Source organism: Curtobacterium sp. PhB130 (assembly GCF_003755165.1).
Taxonomy (GTDB): Bacteria; Actinomycetota; Actinomycetes; order Actinomycetales; family Microbacteriaceae; genus Curtobacterium.
On the sequence record NZ_RKII01000010.1, the window covers coordinates 72,946 to 89,307 of the forward strand.

16 protein-coding genes are annotated in these 16,362 nt (G+C 72.2%); 4 read left to right on the plus strand and 12 right to left on the minus strand.

The genetic code is table 11. The features are described 5' to 3' along the window. Positions 1 to 394 precede the first annotated feature (394 nt). From EDF24_RS16095 to EDF24_RS16120, 6 genes are read right to left on the minus strand one after another with little or no spacing between them, the layout of a single operon-like run. Positions 395 to 1,174 carry an ABC transporter ATP-binding protein gene (locus tag EDF24_RS16095; RefSeq protein WP_123704206.1) on the minus strand — a complete coding sequence of 260 codons (780 nt, stop codon included), beginning with the start codon at positions 1,172 to 1,174 and terminating at the stop codon, positions 395 to 397. Then, a complete protein-coding gene (locus EDF24_RS16100) occupies positions 1,171 to 1,992 on the minus strand; it encodes an ABC transporter ATP-binding protein (RefSeq protein ID WP_123704208.1) in 822 nt (273 codons plus the stop codon). The genes EDF24_RS16095 and EDF24_RS16100 overlap by 4 nt, the downstream gene beginning before the upstream one ends. Next, positions 1,989 to 2,903, minus strand: coding sequence for an ABC transporter permease (locus tag EDF24_RS16105; protein WP_260233475.1), 915 nt, complete (start codon positions 2,901 to 2,903; stop codon positions 1,989 to 1,991). The genes EDF24_RS16100 and EDF24_RS16105 overlap by 4 nt, the downstream gene beginning before the upstream one ends. Continuing rightward, the gene (locus EDF24_RS16110; protein WP_123704210.1) at positions 2,903 to 3,853 is read right to left on the minus strand and encodes an ABC transporter permease; all 951 of its coding nucleotides are present in this window, start codon (positions 3,851 to 3,853) and stop codon (positions 2,903 to 2,905) included. Before EDF24_RS16110 ends, EDF24_RS16105 begins: the two co-directional genes overlap by 1 nt. 31 nt (positions 3,854 to 3,884) lie before the next feature. Then, complete coding sequence (locus EDF24_RS16115; protein WP_123704212.1) at positions 3,885 to 5,396, minus strand: ABC transporter substrate-binding protein; 1,512 nt, start codon at positions 5,394 to 5,396, stop codon at positions 3,885 to 3,887. A gap of 60 nt (positions 5,397 to 5,456) precedes the next feature. Further along, complete coding sequence (locus EDF24_RS16120; protein WP_185017099.1) at positions 5,457 to 6,398, minus strand: alpha/beta fold hydrolase; 942 nt, start codon at positions 6,396 to 6,398, stop codon at positions 5,457 to 5,459. Between the two features lie 68 nt (positions 6,399 to 6,466). Between EDF24_RS16120 and EDF24_RS16125 the strand changes: the two genes are divergently transcribed. Beyond that, positions 6,467 to 7,381: a siderophore-interacting protein gene (locus EDF24_RS16125; protein ID WP_123653629.1), complete on the plus strand. Its 915-nt coding sequence runs from the start codon at positions 6,467 to 6,469 to the stop codon at positions 7,379 to 7,381. 2 nt (positions 7,382 to 7,383) lie between these two features. Next, positions 7,384 to 8,190 (plus strand): ABC transporter ATP-binding protein, encoded by an 807-nt coding sequence (locus EDF24_RS16130; RefSeq protein WP_221181390.1) that lies wholly within the window; start codon positions 7,384 to 7,386, stop codon positions 8,188 to 8,190. Positions 8,191 to 8,396: 206 nt separating this feature from the next. Here EDF24_RS16130 and EDF24_RS16135 read toward each other — a convergent pair whose 3' ends face one another. From EDF24_RS16135 to EDF24_RS19560, 5 genes are read right to left on the minus strand one after another with little or no spacing between them, the layout of a single operon-like run. Continuing rightward, a complete protein-coding gene (locus EDF24_RS16135) occupies positions 8,397 to 8,753 on the minus strand; it encodes a Fe-S oxidoreductase (protein ID WP_123704216.1) in 357 nt (118 codons plus the stop codon). 3 nt (positions 8,754 to 8,756) lie between these two features. Then, on the minus strand, positions 8,757 to 10,160 hold the full coding sequence (locus tag EDF24_RS16140; protein WP_123704218.1) for an NAD(P)/FAD-dependent oxidoreductase: 1,404 nt from the start codon (positions 10,158 to 10,160) through the stop codon (positions 8,757 to 8,759). Positions 10,161 to 10,194: 34 nt separating this feature from the next. Then, positions 10,195 to 11,016, minus strand: a complete 822-nt coding sequence (locus EDF24_RS16145) for an arginase family protein (RefSeq protein ID WP_123704220.1) — start codon at positions 11,014 to 11,016, stop codon at positions 10,195 to 10,197. A 55-nt stretch (positions 11,017 to 11,071) separates the two neighbouring features. Then, positions 11,072 to 11,797, minus strand: coding sequence for a PspA/IM30 family protein (locus tag EDF24_RS16150; protein ID WP_123653624.1), 726 nt, complete (start codon positions 11,795 to 11,797; stop codon positions 11,072 to 11,074). Between the two features lie 56 nt (positions 11,798 to 11,853). After that, a complete protein-coding gene (locus EDF24_RS19560) occupies positions 11,854 to 13,836 on the minus strand; it encodes a TPM domain-containing protein (protein ID WP_123704222.1) in 1,983 nt (660 codons plus the stop codon). A 223-nt stretch (positions 13,837 to 14,059) separates the two neighbouring features. Here EDF24_RS19560 and EDF24_RS16160 point away from each other — a divergent pair, with 223 nt between their 5' ends. Together EDF24_RS16160 and EDF24_RS16165 are read left to right on the plus strand one after the other, a co-directional pair. Then, positions 14,060 to 14,251: a hypothetical protein gene (locus EDF24_RS16160; RefSeq protein ID WP_123653622.1), complete on the plus strand. Its 192-nt coding sequence runs from the start codon at positions 14,060 to 14,062 to the stop codon at positions 14,249 to 14,251. Positions 14,252 to 14,443: 192 nt separating this feature from the next. Further along, positions 14,444 to 15,043 carry a 4'-phosphopantetheinyl transferase superfamily protein gene (locus EDF24_RS16165; protein WP_123704226.1) on the plus strand — a complete coding sequence of 200 codons (600 nt, stop codon included), beginning with the start codon at positions 14,444 to 14,446 and terminating at the stop codon, positions 15,041 to 15,043. Here the strand turns inward: EDF24_RS16165 and EDF24_RS16170 are convergent. Further along, positions 15,040 to 16,356, minus strand: coding sequence for a M1 family metallopeptidase (locus tag EDF24_RS16170; RefSeq protein ID WP_260233476.1), 1,317 nt, complete (start codon positions 16,354 to 16,356; stop codon positions 15,040 to 15,042). The two genes, EDF24_RS16165 and EDF24_RS16170, sit on opposite strands and share 4 nt — an antisense overlap. Positions 16,357 to 16,362 lie beyond the last annotated feature (6 nt).

The following is a 16,362-nucleotide window of genomic DNA, read 5'->3' on the forward strand; positions in this document are numbered from 1 at the left end:
TGCAAGCGCCCGCCGACGACAGCCTCGCTGTCGTACGACAACGCAGTTGTCGTCGGTTGCGGACGCAACGAACGTGCCCTGCGGCCCACCACCCACCGGCCTGGAGGCTCGTGGCGGCCTGGCACCGAGCCTCCAGGCCGGCACGTGGTCGCGACCTCCGACACGGCGGCAGACGATCGACGCCCGCGATGTCGGAACATGCACACGCGCCGGATTCGTCCGCATGATTCGATACGGCGGCGGTCGATCGACGCCCGTGGTGTCGGACCATGCACACGCACCGGATCCGTCCGCATGATTCGACACGGCGGCAGTCGATCGACGCCCGCGGTGTCGGAACGCTTCTGTCGCCGCCCGCGCCCGCGCCCCGCGCGCCCGCGCCCCCCCCGCGCGCCTACGGCAGCGTCGGCGCCGCCGCCACCAGCGCCCGCGTCACCGGGTGCGCCGGCGCGTCGAGCAGGGACACCGGCCCGTGCTCCACGATGCGACCGGCGGACATCACCGCGACGGTGTCGCACAGCCGCTGCACCACGCCGATGTCGTGCGACACGAGCACCATCGTCAACCCGAGCGACTCCGCGAGGGACTCCAGCAGCGCGATCACCCGCGCCCGCACCACCACGTCGAGGGCGCTCATCGGCTCGTCCCCGAACAGGATCCGCGGCCCGTGCACGACGGCCCGCGCGATCGCGATGCGCTGCCGCTGCCCGCCGGAGAACTCGTGCGGGTACCGGTCCACGGCGTCGGCGGGCAGGTCCACGCGCGCCAACGCCGACGCGACCAGCGACCGGTGCGACCCCGGGATCCGCAGGGCTCGGAGCGGCTCGGCGACGATCGACCCGACGCGCATCCGTGGGTCGAGCGAGGCGTACGGGTCCTGGAACACCACCCCGGTCTCGCGCCGGAACCAGCGCATCGCGGCCGCGGACCCGGACGCGACCACCGGTCGACCGTCGGCGGACACGCTGCCGGCGGAAGGAGCCTCCAGACCGGCGAGGAGCCGCACCAGCGTCGACTTGCCGGATCCGGACTCCCCGACGATCCCGAGTCGCTGCCCGGTGGCGACCGTGAGGTCGACGCCGTCGACGGCGGTGCGGATCGGCCCGGGTTCGAACGGTCCACGGCGGGGGAGCCGGTAGGTGCGGTGCAGGCCGGTGCCGACGAGGGCGTTCACGGGAGCCTCCTGGCGGTGGCGCGCGCCGCGTCGACGAGCGCGCGTGTCGCGGCGTGTTGCGGCGCGGCGAGCAGGTCGGCGACGCTGCCGCTCTCGACGACGCGCCCGGCGTCGAGCACGACGACGGTGTCGGCGATCCGCGCGAGGACCGCGAGGTCGTGCGTCACGAACAGGATGGAGACGTCGAGGCCGGCGAGCAGGTCGAGGATCCGCGCCTCGGTGGTGACGTCGAGCGCCGTGGTGGGCTCGTCCGCGATGATCAGCCCCGGCTGCCCGGCCATCGCCATCGCGATGCAGATCCGCTGCCGCTGCCCGCCGGAGAGCTGGTGCGGGTACTGCCGGAGCAGCGACGTCGGGTCGGGCAGACCGACCGCGCGGGCGAGGTCGAGGGCGGCCGCATCGGCACCCCGGCGGTCGAGTCCGCGGTGCAACCGGAGCGGTTCGGCGATCTGCTTCCCGACGCGGCGCAGCGGGTCGAGTGCGGTGCCGGGCTCCTGGAAGACCATGCCCATCCGGGCGCCACGGAACGCGGCGCGCGACCGGTCGGGCATCCCGACGAGCTCCGTCCCGTCCAGGCGGATGCTGCCCGTCACGTCCGCGCCGGTCGGCTCCAACCCCATCAGGGCCAGTGCGGTCATCGACTTCCCGGATCCGGACGCGCCGATCACGCCGACACGACGGCCTGGAGGCACGGTGAAGCTCACGTCGTCGAGCACCGTCCGCCCCGTGATGCGGACCGACAGGCCACGCACCTCGAGTCCGCCGGCTGCGGTCGTGCTGCCGGCCGCGTCGTTGCTCGTCGCGTCGCTGCTCGTCATGCGGTCACCCCGGTCTCGGCGGAGCTCGCGTCGGTGCGGGTGGCGGTGTCGGCGCGGGCGGTGCCGCTCGCGCGGTCGCCGGACGTCAGCCGCGGGTCGGACGCGTCGCGGACGGCGTCCCCCAGGAGCGAGAGCGCCGCGACGACGAGGGCGATCGCCGCTCCCGGCCAGGTCGCGCTCCACGGGTGCACGCCGATGTACGTCTGCAGGTCGGCGAGCAGGCTGCCCCAGGACGCGGTGCCCGACCCGGCGCCGTAGCCGAGGTAGGACAGCCCGGCCTCCGCGAGGACCGCGGTCGCCATCGCGAGGGAGAGCTGCACGGTGAAGATCGGGGCCGCGTTCGGGATGAGGTGCCGGAACAGCACCCCGCCCGGTCCGACGCCGGAGGCCCGCGCCGCCGTGACGTAGTCGCTCCGCGCGATGCGGCGGATCTCGCCGCGGGCGACCCGGGCGATCGTCACGCCGAAGCTCAGCCCGACCGCCACGATCACGACCCCGAGCGAGCCGCCGAAGACCGCGGTGAGGAGCATCGCCGTCAGGAGCGTGGGGAACGCCACCAGGATGTCGAGGAGGACAGCCGTGCCCTCGCGGACCCAGCGGGCGGTGAGCGACCCGATCGCGGTGAGCACGATCCCCACGACGCTCGCGATCAGCCCGGCGCCGATCGCCACGACGAGCGTGGTCCGCGTGCCGGCGAGCAGGTAGCTGGCGATGTCCCGGCCGATGCCGTCCGTGCCGAACCAGTGCGCGGCGCTCGGCGGGTCCCACTGGTGGAACGGGTCGGTGCGGAACGGGTCCTGGGGCGTCCAGAACAGCGACACCACGGCCAGGACCACGAGCAGGCCGAGGACGACCACGGCGAAGGCCCCGGTCGGGCGGGCGACGAGTCGGCGGATGCTGGCTCCGGTCATCACGCTGCCTCCCGCTGCCGGGGGTCGAGCGTTCGGTGCACCACGTCGACCGCGAAGCCGACGAGCAGCACGAGCCCGGTGAGCACGAGGAGCTCCGACTGCACCTTCGTGATGTCGCGGCGTCCGACGTCGGTGACGAGCATCCGGCCGACGCCGGGCAGCGAGAACAGCTGCTCGACGACGACGGCCCCGACGAGGAGCCCGGCGATCTGCACGCCGAGGACCGCGAGGACCGTCAGCGCGACCGAGCCGAGTCCGTGCCGGAGGAGCGCCTGCGTGCGGGTGAGCCCGATCGCCGCCGCGGTCCGGAGGTGGTCCGCGTCGAGCACCGACAGCGTCGCCGATCGGGTGAAGCGGAGGATCACCGCGCCCTCCACCGCACCGATCGTCAGCGCGGGGAGGACGAGCGAGGAGAACGCCCGACCGGGTTCGGACCAGCCGTCGAGCGGGAAGCCCTGCGTCGGCAGCCAGTGCAGCGTGACGGCGAACAGCGCGACCATGAGCATGCCGGCCCACACGATCGGCACGGACGCGACGGCCTGCGCGACGAACGCGATGACCGCCCCGCCGGCACGACGTCGGAGCACCGCGGCGAGGACGCCGAGCGGCACGCCGAGGACGAGCGCCGCCGCCAGGGACATCCCGGCGAGGGGCAGCGTGACGCCGAGCTTCTGCGTGATCTCCGGGGCGACCGCGCCGTTCGTGACGAGGGAGCGACCGAGGTCACCGCGGAACACGCCGCCGATCCAGTCGAGGTACTGCACGATCGCGGGTCGGTCGAGGCCCAGCTGCTGCCGGAGCTGCTCGACCTGCGCCGGCGTCGCCTGGGTGCCCGCGACGATCTGCGCGACGTCGCCGGGCAGCACACGGAGCGTGGCGAAGATGATGATGCTCGCCACGAGCAGGCCGACGACGAGCAGCAGCAGTCGCCCGATGAGGAACCGGGTCACAGGACGATCGTAGTTGGGTGCCGGACCCGGGCTACTTGATCGCCAGCTTCGACAGGTCCAGACGCGAGTTGCCGCCGTCGTACGGGAAGCCCGTCACGCCCTTGCGGACCGCCGTGATCGACGTCGCCGTGTACAGCCACTCGCCGGCCGCGTCCTCGCTGACGATCTTCGCCGCCTTCCGCAGGTCCTCGGTCTTCGTCTCGGTCGACGTCGTCGCGACGGAGTCCGCGTACAGGGCCTGCACCTCGGCGTTGTCGTACCCGAAGTAGTAGTCCGGGTTCGCCCAGTTGCCGAAGTCACGTGCCTCGACGTGGTTCACCATCGACAGGTCGAAGTCCTTCTTCTCGAACACCTGCGACAGCCACGTGGCGAAGTCGACGCGCTTGACGGTGAGCGTGATGCCGACGTCGGCGAGCTGGGACTTCAGGACGTCCCCGATGGTGGTCGGGTAGACGTTCGCGTACGTGAGCGTCAGGTTCAGCTTCGGCGAGCCCGCTGCGGCGAGGAGCTTCTTCGCGTTCGCGGGGTCGTACGCGTCGATGTCGGTCAGGTCCTGGTACCCGGGGTCGAGCGCCGGGATCGGGCCGCCCTGCTCGACGCCGGTACCGCCGATGGCCTTGATGAGCGCCTTCGCGTCGATCGCCTGGCGGATGGCCTGCCGGACGCGCTTGTCGGTGAACGGCGCCTTCGCGTCGTTGAACGCGAGCGTGTACTTGTCCGTCGTCTTGCCGGAGTGCAGCGAGATGTCCGGGTTGCCCTGCAGCTGGCTCTTCAGGGTACCGTCGACGGCGGTCTGCACGTCGAGGTCCCCGTTCGCCATCGCGTTCACGGCCGTCGAGGGCTGGGTGATGTACCGGAAGACGATCTTCGCGACCTTCGCCTTCGTGCCCCAGTAGTCGGCGTTCCGCTTGAACGTCAGGGAGTCGCCCTGCTTCCACGAGGCGACCTCGTACGGGCCGGTGCCGTTCGCGGTGTCGGAGAGGTCGTTCTTCGCAGCCTTCTCGAGCACCAGGCCGGAGCGCCCGGTGAGGTTCCAGAGCAGGTCGGAGTCCGGCTTCGCGAGCTCGAGGACGACGGTGTCGCTCGACGGCGACGTGATCGAGGACACCCCGGCCAGGCGGGCGGAGTCGACGTAGGACGCGTTCGACTTGACCTGCTCGAGCGACCACACGACGTCGGCGGCGGTGACCGGCTTGCCGTCCTGGAAGGTGGTGTCCTTCCGGAGCGTGAACGTGTACGTCAGGCCGTCGCTCGACACGTCGTGCGACGAGGCGAGGACGTTCCGGATGTCGCCGGTCGAGGTCCGGCCGACGAGGCCCTGGTAGACGTTGTCGATGAGGACCTGGTCGAGCGCCGCGCCCGACTGCGTGCGGATGTCGAGGCTCGTCGGCTCGAGGACCAGGCCGACCCGCGCGGTGGCGTCGTCGCCACCGGTCGTGGTGTCCGAGGACCCCGAGCACCCGGCGAGCGTGACGCCGGCGACGAGTGCCATCGCGGCCGCGACCATCGCGGTACGACGGCGGCGGGAGAGGGAGAAGCTCATGGGTCGTGGGTTCCTTCCGGCGCACGTGGAGCGACGGTCGTCGCGCGCGCTCGGAAGAATCTACCGGCGCGCGGGGGTTTGTTCGATCCCGTGCAACAAACCGTTACGAGCGGCCCATTCCCGGATCGCGGTGGCCAGCGCGAGGGGCGCCTGGGTCTGCACCGCGTGGCGCGCCTCGACCGTGACGATCTCGGCGTGCGGCAGCCGCTCGGCGAAGGTCGTGACGAGCTTGGGGGAGACGTACCCGCGGTCGCCCCGGACGAGCAGGATCGGGACGTCGAGCGCCTCCAGGTCCGGCCAGGCGTCCGCGAACCGCCCCACCGAGGACGTCCGGCCGGCGGGCAGGTGCGGGAAGTGGTGGCGACGGACGAGCTTCCCGTCCTCGCCGAGGCGCGTGGTGTGCCGGGCCTCCCGCAGCAGCACGGCGCGGTCGTCACCGACACGGGCCTCGATCGCGCGGTCGACGACCTCGTCGAGGGACGCGAACGGCTCCTCGGTCTCCAGCGCCCGCGCGATCCGGTCCACGGCACGCTGGGCGAAGTCGGGCGACATGTCGACGAGCACCAGGCCGGTCACGCGCTCGGGTGCCGTCGCGGCGATGCGGGCAGCCAGGATCGCGCCGAGGGAGTGCCCGACCAGGACACCCGGCGGGACCTCGAGCGCGTCGAGTGCGGCGAGGACGGCCGGCGCGGTCGCTGCGGCCGCGTAGTCGGCGTCGTCCCGCCACGCCGACCGGCCGTGGCCGGGCAGGTCGAGGGCGACCGCCGGCTGACCGACGGCCAGGGCCGTCGCGTCGAAACTGTGGGCGTCGATGCCGAGCCCGTGCAGGTAGGTGACCCGAGCCTCCAGACCGGGTTCCGCCGGGTCCTGCCAACGGATCGCGGAGATGTCGCCACCCTGCTGGGTCCGGATCTCCTGCCGGGAGGCTCGGAGCGGCGCCGTCACGCCGCTCGCGCGGGCGAGGTCGGCCAGGTCGCGGAATTCGTCGTCGGCATCGAGCACGGTGCCCAGTCTCGCACCCGGCGCAGTCCTTCCGCCGTCAGGGCTGTCCTTCCACCCTTAGGTTAGGCATGCCATACTTGGTCCTCGTGGCAGCCCGGTTCCGTGTCTTCTCCGTCCGTGTGGCAGCCGTCACGTCCCTCACCCCGAACTTCGTCCGGGTGACGCTGACCGGCGACGAGCTCGGCTCCTTCTCCGCGGTCGGACTCGACCAGAGGATCAAGGTCGTGCTGCCGATCCCCGGCCACGGCTTCACCGACCTGCCGGACGGCGCCGACTGGTACACGGCGTGGCGCGAGCTGCCCGATGCCACGCGCAACCCGCTCCGCACGTACACGGTGCGCTCGTTCCGCCCGGACGCCCGCGAGCTCGACATCGACTTCGTCGCCCACGGCGACACCGGCCCCGCGTCGCGCTGGGTCTCCTCCTGCATCGTGGGGGACGAGCTCCGGATCGTCGGACCCGCCGTGCCGTCCTCGCCCGCCGAGCTGCCCGCCGGCGGTGCCGAGTTCGCCCCGGGCGCCGCGAACCGGATCCTCCTCGCCGGTGACGAGACCGCCGCGCCCGCCATCTGCGCGATCCTCGAGTCGCTCGACGTCACGACCGTCGGACACGTCTTCATCGAGGTCCCGACCGACGCCGACCGGCTGCCGATCACCGCGCCCGCCGGGGTGGAGGTGCGGTGGATCGCCCGGAACGGCGCGTCGCACGGGGTCCGGATGACCGACCAGGTGCACGCGTGGGCATCGACCGCCGTGGCGGGCGCCGCGCCGTGTTCGTCGGCGGACGAGCTGGCCGACGTCGACGTCGACGAGCAGGTCCTCTGGGAGATCCCGCCCGTCACCGACTCGCAGCTCTACGCCTGGATCGCGGGAGAGGCCGGGTGCATCAAGGAGCTCCGCCGCCACCTCGTGCGCGGCGTCGGGCTCGACCGCAAGCAGGTCGCGTTCATGGGCTACTGGCGGCACGGCAAGGCCGAGAATTGACCGTGGGCCTCGCTGGTGTCGCAGTGCCGACCACGGCGCTCGGTGCCCGGGGACTGACCCTCGCCTACGACGACCGCGTGGTCGTCGAGGGGCTCGACGTGGACATCCCGGACGGTGAGCTGACCGTCATCGTCGGACCGAACGCGTGCGGCAAGTCGACGCTCCTGAAGTCCCTCGCGCGGACGCTCAAGCCGAACGCGGGGACCGTGTACCTCGACGGTGCGCCGATGTCCTCCTTCCGCCCCAAGGCCGTCGCACGCCGGGTGGCGATGCTGCCGCAGACGCCGATCGCGCCGGACGGGATCACCGTGCGGGACCTCGTGTCGCGCGGACGGTTCCCGCACCAGGACCTGCTGCACCCGACCTCCGGATCCGACCGGGCCGCCGTGCAGCTCGCGTTGACGCAGACGGACACGCTCTCCCTCGCCGACCGCGGGGTCGACGAGCTCTCCGGCGGGCAGCGGCAGCGCGTCTGGATCGCGATGGTCCTCGCGCAGGAGACCGACATCGTGCTGCTCGACGAGCCCACGACGTTCCTCGACATCGCGCACCAGTACGACGTGCTCGAGCTCGCCGCGTCGCTGCACGCGGCCGGGCGCACCGTCGTCGCGGTGCTGCACGACCTGAACCAGGCGGCGCGGTACGCGACCCACGTCATCGCGATGCGCTCGGGGTCGATCGTGGCGTCCGGCCCGCCGGCGTCGGTGGTGACGGCCGACCTCGTCGAGGACGTCTTCGGCCTGCCGTGCGTGGTCGTCCCCGACCCCGAGACGGGCACGCCCCTCGTGGTCCCGCGCCGCGCGCGCTGAGATCGCACTTCGTGTCGGGTCCCGCACCGGACCCGGCCCGCTGAGATCGCACTTCGTGTCGGGTCCTCGTGCGGAGCCGGCCCGCTGAGATCGCACTTCGTGTCGGGTCCTGGTGCGGGCGTCAGACACGAAGTGCGATCTCACCGCTCAGGGCGAGGCGAGGCGGGCACCGAGGCCGAGCGGGCACCGAGACGAGCGGGCACCGGTCAGCGGTAGTTGCCGTCCTCCAGGCCCGCCTCGATCTCGAAGTGGTTGCGCAGGGGATCACGCCCGGCGAGCGCGTACAGCAGCGGCATCAGCATGCCGTAGCGCCGCCACTGGGCGACGTGCACGCGCTCGTGCCGGAGCACCCGTTCGCCGTCGTTGTCCCGCGTCAGGTACACCGACCCGACGCAGGTCCCGCCGCGCCGGAACACCCAGCGCGGCAGGCCCGAGCAGACGATCAGCCCGTCGACGACCCGCACCGGCCCTGTCGACAACGGCAACCCGACCGCGAGCCCGACGAGGGTCGCGAACCCCCAGCCGGCCCGGGAGACGGGGGAGTCGAGCAGCGGGTTCCGCACCCGTTACTCCGGGCGGCCGTAGGTCTCGAGGAGGCGGAGCCAGATCTCGTTCATGGTGGGGTAGGCGGGGACGGCGTGCCAGAGGCGGTCGATGGGGACCTCGCCGACGACGGCGATGGTGGCCGCGTGGAGCATCTCCGCGACGTACTGTCCGACGAAGGTCATCCCGACGACGACCTTGCGGTCCTCGTCGACGACCATGTTCGCCCGGCCGGTGTACCCGTCGGCTTGCAGTGACGCGCCGGCGACGTTGCCGAGTTCGTACTCGACGACGCGGATGTTCAGGCCCTGCTGGCGTGCCTTGGCTTCGGTGAGGCCGATGCTGGCGACCTCGGGGTCGGTGAAGGTGACCTGTGGTGCGGCTGCGTGGTCGGCGGTCGCGACGTGCGCACCCCACGGCTCGGTGTGCAGCGGCATGCCCTGGTGACGGGCAGCGATCGCTTCACCGGCGGCGCGCGCCTGGTACTTGCCCTGGTGCGTCAGGAGCACACGGTGGTTGACGTCGCCGACGGCGTAGAGCCAGTCGGTGCCGGTGACGAGCATCGTGTCGTCGACGTCGAGCCAGTCCCCGGCGGTCAGGCCGACGGACTCGAGGCCGAGGTCGCGGGTGTGCGCGGAGCGGCCGGTCGCGGCGAGGACCTCGCTGGTGATCACCGTGGTGCCGTCGTCGAGGGTCGTGGTGACGAGTCCGTGCTCGTCCCGGTCCACGCGGGTCGGGTTCACGCCGGTGCGGACGTCGATGCCGGATTCGCGCATCGCGTCGGCGACGAGTTCCCCGGCGAAGGGTTCCATCCCGCCGAGGAGTCCGTGTCGTGCGACGAGGGTGACCTTCGACCCGAGCGAGGCCCACGCGGTCGCGAGCTCGGAGCCGGACACGCCGCCGCCGATGACGAGGAGGCTCTCCGGGACGTGCTGCGCACTGGTGGCCTCACGCGTGCCCCAGGGCTTCGCGTCGGCGAGGCCCGGCACGTCGGGGAGGATGTGGAGGGAGCCGGTGACCAGGGCGATCGCGGCGGCGGCGGTGTAGGTGGTGCCGTCGACCTCGATGGTCTTCTCGCCGGTGATGCGGGCGTGTCCACGGATCAGGTCGATGTTCGCGGAGTCGAGCCAGGACACCTGGCCGTCGTCCTTCCAGTCCGAGGTGAAGGAGTTGCGGCGGGCGAGGACGCGTGCGGCGTCGAGGTCGCCGGTGACGGCCTGCTTCGCGCCGTCGAGCCGCTTCGCCGCGGCGAGGGCGTGTCCGCTGCGGAGCAACGCCTTGGAGGGCATGCACGCCCAGTAGGAGCACTCGCCGCCGACGAGCTCGGCCTCCACGATCGCGACGCTGAGGCCGCGCTTCTTGGCGTAGTCCGCCACGTTCTCGCCGACAGCGCCGGCACCGATCACGATGAGGTCGTAGTCCGTCATGGAGCCGAGCGTACGCGGAAGGGCATGGACGGCGTCAGCCGACGCGTGCGGCCGCCGTGAGTGCGCCCACCGCGCGGAGGATCACGCCCATGTCGTCGACCGCGCGGTCCGGGTCGACGGGGGCGAAGCCGGTCAGCGCCGCCCCGACCAGGCGGCGACCACGGGTGGCTGCCTGGATGCGTTCGACGAGTGCGGCGCCGTCGAGTCCGAACGGGACGGGTTCGAGGAGCCCGTCCACCTCGGACGGGTCGAGGACGTCGAGGTCGACGTGGACGTAGACGGAGTCGGCTCCGGTGGCGTCGACCGCTGCGGCGATCGCGTCGGGGGTGGCGGCATCGACGTCGAGGTGCCGGATGCCGGCGCGCTCCACGGCGTTGGTCTCGGAGTCCTCGACGCCACGGGTGCCGGCGAGCACCACCGAGGGGGAGGCCAGGGTCGGCAGCCCGGGGAACAGCTCGGACGGCCGGTCCACCAGGATCCGCAGCGCTGCGGTCTCGGCGGCGATCGGCTGCGCGCGGTTCAGCGGGCGGTACCCACTGGAACCGGAGATGCGGACGAAGGCGGTCCCGGGTTCGAGGGCGACGCTCCCGCCGAGGGCACTCGCGCCGTCGCCTCCGATGACGAGCACGGGCTCGGAGGCGATCGAGACCTCTTCTGCGACGCGCTCGGCGACCTGGAGCACCGAGGTGTACCGGGCGACGGCCGTCTCGAGGCGGTCGCCCGCACCGGTCGGGACGTCGATGACGGTGGTGGCGGTGCGGGGGAGGTCGGCTGCTATCGCGGCGGCGCCGTCGCCGAGGCGCATCGCGCGCGACGACGCCGAACCCTGCCACTGACCGACGACGAGGAACTGCATGTCATCATCCTGTCAGGCCGGGCCCGGCGTCGTCCGTGCGCGACGGGTCAGGACGTCAGAGCGACGAGGATCCGCCGGACTTCAGTGCCGCGAGCCGTGCTTCGACCTCGGCGTCACGGCCGACGTCCTCGAGCGACTCGAACTGCGCGTCGAGGCTCGACGACTGCAGTTCCTGCTGGCCGATGACCTTCGCTTCTTCGCGACGGACCTTCTCCTCGAAGCGCGCGAGGTCGCTCGTCGGGTCGGTGATGTCGATGTTGCCGATCGCGTCGTTGACCTTCGACTGCGCTTCGGCGGTCTTGGCACGCGCGACGAGGGTGTTGCGCTTGGACTTCAGCTCTTCGAGCTTCTGCTCCATGCCCGCCAGGCCCTGCTTGAGCTTCTCGACCTGCTCGTTCTGGGTGGCGAGCGGGGTCGCGTTGTCCTTGACTTCCTGCTCGGCGGCGATCTGCTTGCCGATCGCGATCTTGGCGAGGTTGTCGAACTTGTCGGCGTCGGCGGGCTTGCCCTCGGCGCGGTACTTGTCGGCGGCGGTCGAGGCGTTCGCGGCCTTCTGCCCCCACTCCTGCGCGGCGCGGACGTCTTCCTCGTTGTCCTGCTCGAGGAGGCGGAGGTTGCCGATGGTCTGCGCGATGGCGCTCTTCGCGTCGGCGATGTTGTTCGTGTAGTCACGCACGAGCTGGTCCAGCATCTTCTGCGGGTCCTCGGCGTCGTCGATGATCTGGTTGATGTTCGCCCGGACGAGCGAGGAGATGCGACCGAAGATCGTCTGCTTTGCCATTGCTGTTCCCTTTCTGGGGTGGTTGTCCATCGGGTTGGTTCGTCAGCGGTGCACGGTCAGAAGCGACCACCGCCCGAGAAGCCGCCGCCGCCCCCACCGCCACCGCCGAAGCCGCCGCCTCCACCGCCGAAGCCACCGCCGCCGAACGAGCCGCCGCCGAAGCTGCCGCCGCGTCCACCGAGGAGCCCGCCGAGGACGATGCCGGTCACGAGGCCACCGAGCTGCGCACCGTTCCCGCCGCCACCGGCACCGGGCCAGCCGCCCATGTCGTTGCCCGCTTCGTCCATCGCGGCCGCGGCGTACTGCTCCGCGGCACGCGCTGCCTGCAGGGCACGGAGCGGATCGGTCGTGGCGAGCTGGACGGCGTCGTCGAGGGCGCGTTCGGCTTCGGAGAGGCGTGTCCGGGCGGTCGGCCCGACTGCGCCGCGGCGCATCGAGATGAACTCCCGCGCCTGGCTGATGCGGGTCCGGGCGTCGCGGAGGGCGGCGTCGAGGGCCTGCAGCGCACGCTGGTTCTGCTCGTCGGCGGTGCGGGCCGTTGCGAGTGCGGCGTCGATCGCGGTGTTCGCCTTCGTGAGGGCGTCGACCGCGGCGATCGGGTCCTTCGGGTCGAGCCGTTCCCGGAGCACCGTCTCCGCGGTGGTGACCGCAGCGGCGAGGTCCGGGCCACCGGTGCGCAGGGTCCGGGCTGCGGCGACGTCACCTTCGATGTCGAGGCGCATCGCGTCCACGCGTGCCGAGGCTTCCTGGAAGGTCCCCGCGGCGCCGACGGCGGACCCGGTCAGGTGCTGCACCTGGGCGAGGGCGTGCTGGCCGTCGCGAACGGCGACGACCGCTTCGCCCTTGTCGCCGTTGGCGATCGCGGCATCGGCCGCTGCGGAGCGTTCGGTGGCGTAGGCGAGGACTTCACGCGCCTGGTCGACGCTGTCCGACACGGTCGCGAGGGTCCGCCCGGTGTACGAGCCGCGGATGCGTTCGAGCGCGGCGGCCGCCTGGTCGAGCGTCGGCGGTGCGGCCCTGACGGCTTCGGCGAGGGCGACCGCGGCCTCGTCGACGCCGTCTTCGAGTGCGCGGAGCTGGTCGAAGGACTCCGTCTGCTCGGCGATCGCCGCGTGCGCCTGCTCGCAGATGGCGATGATCTGGTTGGACCAGTCGGCGCGCTGCTGCGGGGAGTCCGGGATCTCGTCGTCGAGCTGCTGCTGGAAGGTGAAGGCCTTCCGCACGTTCTGCTTGGCCGTGGCGACGGCGTCGGCGAAGGGCTTCGCAGCGTCGGCGCCGAACTGGGCCGTGGCGAACCCGACTTCCTGTTCGGCGGTGCGGAGTTCGTCGTCGATGGTGACGAGGGCGGCGCCGGCCGTGCGTTCGAGGTCGGCGAGGGAGGCTTCCTGCGCCTTCGTCGCCGCGGCGGTCCTGCGCTTGTTCCGGGTGCGGATGACGAGGACGATCACGACGACCGCGATGACGACGACGAGCAGCAGGATCCACAGCCACGTCAGGTTCGGCGGGTCCTGCGAGGCGGAGAGCCCGTCGGCGAAGGCGGTGGCGGCACCGGCCCAGTCGCTGTCGCGCAGCTTCGGCACGAGGTCGTCGTTGACCGCGTTCTGCACGTCCGAGGACGTGATCGCGGTCTCGTTGGTCTGCTGGATGTCGTAGGTGCGGGCGTCCGTCGCGATCGAGAGCAGGATGCCGTTCGAGTCGATCTGGTTGAGCGACATCGTCTCGTCGCCCCACGCGGCGTGGTCGCTCGGGTCGGTGAACTCCGGCACGTAGACGACGTAGAGCTGCGTGTCCGTCTTGTCCGCGAGGTCGCGGACGGCCTTCTCCACCGCGGTCTGCTGCGAGGCGCTCAGCGCGTCGGCGTCGTCGAGGACGTACGCACCGTCGAGCTGCACGGGCGCGGTGGCCCGGGCAGCCGTGGCCGGAGCGAGCACCAGGAGCGCCGCGATCACCGCTGCTGCGAGCCGTGCGCCCCAGCGTCCGGACGTCCCCCTGCCAGCGTCGGGCCGCCTGGTGTGCGATCCACTCTGGACCGTTCGCATCCGTTCTCCGTCCGTTCGGCAACGCCGCCCCCGAGGGCCGCGAAGCCCGGACTGCTGCGGGAGCGCGCCGTCGCCCGGAGTCTATCCAGGGACCGCATCGCTTGGCCCGGGACGCCCAGCACCTGTGGAGAGAGTTCCCCGGAGCCGGATCCTGTCCCCCGATCGGGGTAGTATCCGCAGCAGACCGTTTCGACGACGAAAGGGGTCGGCAATGGAACGAACGATGAACACGGAGGTCGTCCCGCTCGAGGACGGCTTCCACCGGGTGTCAACACCCGCCAGCGGAGTGATCGGTTTCGTGCGCGAGCACAACGGCCGCTACGAGGTCCTGCGCGGCCGCGTGCGCCAGGCGACCCGGTCCGAGGGTCTCTACTCGACGATGAACGTGGCACTGATCGCGCTGACGCACGCCTGAGCACGACGCACGCCTGAGCACGACGCACGCCTGAGCACGACACACGCGTGAGCACGACGCACGCTCGAGCAAGCGCTCACCACACGAGACACCGCCGGCCCCGGCGGTGTCTCGTTGCGTCCGGGGCGAGCGGCGGCAGTCCGGGCGTGCCGGCGACAGTCCGAGGCGTCCCGGCGACAGTAGGGTGCCTGCGTGGGTGAGTCGAGCCTCCAGTCCGTGTCGGTGCGCGTGTGCACGCCGGGCGCGACCCGACAGGCCGACCGGGAGGCCCTGCTCGCCTTCGTCGCGGAGGTCACCGGAGCCGATCCCGCGTCCACGGCACTCGGCCGCCGGTGCCCGCACTGCCGCGGCACCGATCACGGGCGCCCCTGGGCGATCGCGGACGGCCGCCCGGTGGGCGTGAGCCTGTCCCGCACCGACGGCGCACTCGCCCTCGCGGTGGGACCGGCCACGCTCGGCGTCGACGTCGAGCGCGTCACCCGGGTCGCCGCGGCACCCCTCGACGCGTCCACGCCCGGTGAGCGCATGCGGTACGGGGACGACCAGCGCGCCCGCACCGCCTGCTGGTCCGCCAAGGAAGCGGTGCTGAAGCGGGACGGCCGCGGACTCCGCGTCGACCCGGCGACCGTCGACGTGGACCTCGACGCGGACCGCGACGCGGGCACGGCCGCGCTCGACGGTGTGCGACACCCCGTGCAGGTGCGCTGGCTCGACGACGACCTGGTCCTCGCGGTGGCCGCTGGTGGCGTCCCGATCGACGTCGAGGACGGGCGCCGGGGGGACCGGCGCTAGGGGAGTTCCGGGACCCCGGACTCGTCGATCCAGGGGCCGATGACCGTCTGGACGGCGGTCGTGCTCCGGCCCGAGGTGGTGGCGAAGGCGTCGACGACGTCGGACGGGGTGACGGTGCCGTGCCGGTGCCGTTCGGTGATCGTCCGGAGCCCGGCGGAGAACGCCGGGTCGCCGACCGTCCGGCGGAGTGCGTGCAGCGCGAGGGCACCGCGCTTGTACACGCGGTCGTCGAACATGTCCTTCGCGCCGGGGTCAGCGACCACCAGGTCCGACGGGTGGTCGAGCAGCGCCTGACGGTGCTCGGCCGCGAGCACGTCCGCGGTGTCGCCGCCGCGGTGCTCGGACCAGAGCCACTCGGCGTAGCAGGCGAACCCCTCGTGCAGCCAGATGTCCCGCCAGCGGCCGAGGGTGACCGAGTTGCCGAACCACTGGTGCGCGAGCTCGTGGGCGATGAGCCGGTCGGTGCCGTGCTCGCCGTCGACGTGGTTCCGGCCGAAGACCGCGAGGCCGTGCGCCTCGAGCGGGATCTCGAGTTCGTCGTCGGTCACCACGACGCCGTAGGCGGGGAACGGGTACGGGCCGAACCGGTCGGCGTACAGCGCGAGCATCTCCGGCACCTGCCCGAAGTCCGTCTTCACGGCGGCGGTCAGGTCGGCGGGGTGGTGGATCGTCACCGGGACCGGCGCGCCACGGAGCGTGTGGGTGCGGTAGCGGCCGATCTGCACCGTCGCGAGGTACGTCGCCATCGGGTCGGTCGTGGCGTAGGTCCACCGGGTGCCGCGGCCGGCGCGCTCCTGACCGAGGAGCGCTCCGTTCGCCAGCACGTCGTACCCGGACTCGCACGTGACCTCGATGCGGTACGTGGCCTTGTCGTCCGGACGGTCGTTGCACGGGAACCACGACGGCGCTCCCGTGGGCTGCGCGGCGACGATGACGCCGTCGGTGAGTTCCTCCCAGCCGATCTGCCCCCACGGGCTACGGAGCGGGTGCGGGGTCCCGCGGTACCGGACGTGCAGCGTGAACTCGGCACCGGCGGCGATCGGTTCCACCGGGGTCACCGTCAGCTTGTGCACCGCTGTCGACGTCTTCTTCGCCCGCTGCCCGTCGACGTCGGCTCGGTCGACCGTCAGCCCGTGCAGGTCGAGGACCACACGGTCGAGCGGTTCGAGCGCGGTCGCGGTGATCGTCGCGGTGCCGTCGAGGCGGTTCGTGGCGACGCGGTAGTCGAGCCGGAGGTCGTAGTGCGTGGCGCTCCAGCGTCGGTCGCCGCTGTGCGGGGTGTACGGGTCGGCGGCTGTGTTCGTCGGCTTCACGGTGCC